2 protein-coding genes are annotated in these 2,393 nt (G+C 56.2%); both read right to left on the minus strand.

Features of this window, described 5'->3' with window-relative positions; translation table 11 throughout:
- Positions 1-684: KpsF/GutQ family sugar-phosphate isomerase (locus tag Q7U71_08060; GenBank protein ID MDO9391711.1), on the minus strand; the 684-nt coding region annotated here is incomplete at its 3' end.
- Positions 685-792: 108 nt separating this feature from the next.
- Positions 793-2,393: mucoidy inhibitor MuiA family protein (locus Q7U71_08065; GenBank protein ID MDO9391712.1), on the minus strand; the 1,601-nt coding region annotated here is incomplete at its 5' end.

Genomic DNA, 2,393 nt, shown 5'->3' on the forward strand with positions numbered 1-2,393 from the left:
GGTCATCTCCAGGATCACATCCTTCATGCTGGCGCTTTGCTTGACCACGGGCACATCCTTGCCGCTCTGCATCAGGTCGGAGACCCGGAGCAGAAGTTTCTTGCCCAGCCCCCCGCCGGGATGGAAGCAGGCAAAGTCCTCAGGCGTGAAGTTCCTTTGGTCCAAAAGGGCCACGGCCAGGGCATCGCCCATGGCCAGGGCGGCGGTGGTACTGCTGGTAGGCACCAGGTCGTGGGGGCAGGCCTCCTCTTTCACCGCCACGTCCAGCACTACATCGGACTGGGCGGCCAGGGCCGAGTCGGTCTTGCCCAAAAGCGCGATGATCTTGATCCCCACCCTTTTCAACACGGTCAGCAGTTCACACAGCTCGTCGGTGCCGCCGCTCTTGCTGATGATCACTGCCACGTCCCCCTTGGAAACCAGGCCCAGGTCGCCGTGCAGGGCGTCGGTGGGATGCAGAAAAAAGGCCGGGGTGCCGGTAGAAGTCAGGGTGGCCGCTATCTTCTGGCCGATCAGGCCCGACTTGCCCACTCCGGTGATGATGACCTTGCCCTTGGCCGCCAGCAGAAGTTCCACCGCCTGGGGGAACTCGGGGCCCATCCGTCCGGCCATCTCGCTCAGGGCCAGGGCCTCGGCCTTGATAGTTCTTTTGCCGAGAGTTACGATTGTTCTGTTGTTCTTCATTTCTAAGTGTTTTCTTATTCTTTCTGAACCGCAAAGACGCGAAGGCACTAAGGTATTTATTTTCTTTACGTTCTTAGCGGCTTAGCGGTTAATATTAATTCGCTGTAACTATAGCCCCTGGATGCTGGTGTCCGAGGAATATTCTATGATGTACTCCAGTTCCAGCTCCTGCTTGCCCTGAGGCTCTATCTGGAACTTCCACTCAATCATCCCGTTGGCCTTTTCCTTGACCCCGAACTCGGCCTCGGGGGAATCGAACTTGGGCGACACCAGCTTCACCTTGATCTTGTCGTTCTTGGAGACCGGGTACTGCTCGTTGACTGTGATGATGTTCTTGTCCTTCTTCAGATTCTTCACCGTGATCTTGTAGCCGTAGGTCCGCTTGATCTTCTTGGTGCCCTCGGTCAGGTCCTTCACCTTCTGCCGGGTTATCTTCAGGCCTTCGTCTATCCCCAGCGAAACGTCGAACTTCTCCGACGGGATGATGGAGTTGATGGACGAAGTGCCCACAAAGTTGTTGCCGAAAAAGACGTTGATGTCCCCGGCGATGAAGGGGTATTCGGTGGTATTCTTGACCTTGCCCTTGAGGTAGGCGTATTGTTTGATACGCGGGACGGCCGAGTACTCGAACTCGGCCTCCAGGGTCTCGAAGGCTATCGGGATCTTGTGGGGCTCGCCGTCCGAGGGGATGTTGTTGTCGCCGGGGGTCACGAAGACGTAGGAGGTGCCGGAGAAATCTACTTCCGAAGTAGAGAGTTCCATTGATGAAACTGTCTTGGTAGTGGATGTAACATCGGCTCTGACCTGGATGTATGATTCCTGTTCCATTGCCGGAGCCGGAGCCATCTGCGCCCCGTAACTTGCATTCTGTTTGGCCTTCTTGGCCGCCACGCCCTTCTGGTAATACTGCTGGTAAACATCCACATACCAGGGCGAAAGCGCCGGCATGGAGCCCGAGACCGAGGGCTGGGCGGTGGACAGCGTCACCTTGACGTCCTTCCAATCCTCGCCGGTGTTCTGATAGATCACACCATAATAAGTGAATTCCACCTTTTTATCGTCCGGCGATACCCGGATGTCGTACTGGGGATGCCAGGATGCGCCCAGCATCATGTAGCTCAGGTTAAGGTTCAGCGTGCCGGCCTCCAGCACCCGGAAGTTGATGGTGACATTCTTCTTGGTCAGGTTGGCGGTGCCGGCGATCTTGTTCAGCCTCTTTTGCAAAGCGTCAAGTTTTGCCTGCAACGATTTTTTATTTTTTTCTATCCCCCGCATCTCCTTGTTGATGGCTTCGTAGCGGGAATCGTAGAAAGTGTAAAGGTTCATCCACTCGGCCACGCTGGGGGCCTTGGGTTTCTCGGAGTCCCTCCCGGCGCTGACCGCAGTGCTGGCGTTCTTGATCTTTTCCAGGTAATCGGCTTCTTTCTGCAATAAGGAATACCTGTCGTCGTAGACCTTGACCTGCTCCTTAAGCTGGTCCACCGAATCCTCCAGCACCTTGTATTTAATGTTGGTGGTGGTGTCTAAGAATACGGATTCAATCTTCACCGCATTGATCTTAACCCCGGCCGTGCCCTGCCCCGAGGCCCGCACCGAGTTGTCGTCCAGCGCCGAGGGCAGGTCCAGCAGTTTCACCTGGTACTCGCCGGGCTGGTAGGTGTTCTTGTAACTGCGGATGACCTCCACCCGGTCGTTGTAGACCACGGCCT

This window comes from bacterium (assembly GCA_030655055.1).
Lineage (GTDB): Bacteria > Edwardsbacteria > AC1 > AC1 > EtOH8 > UBA5202.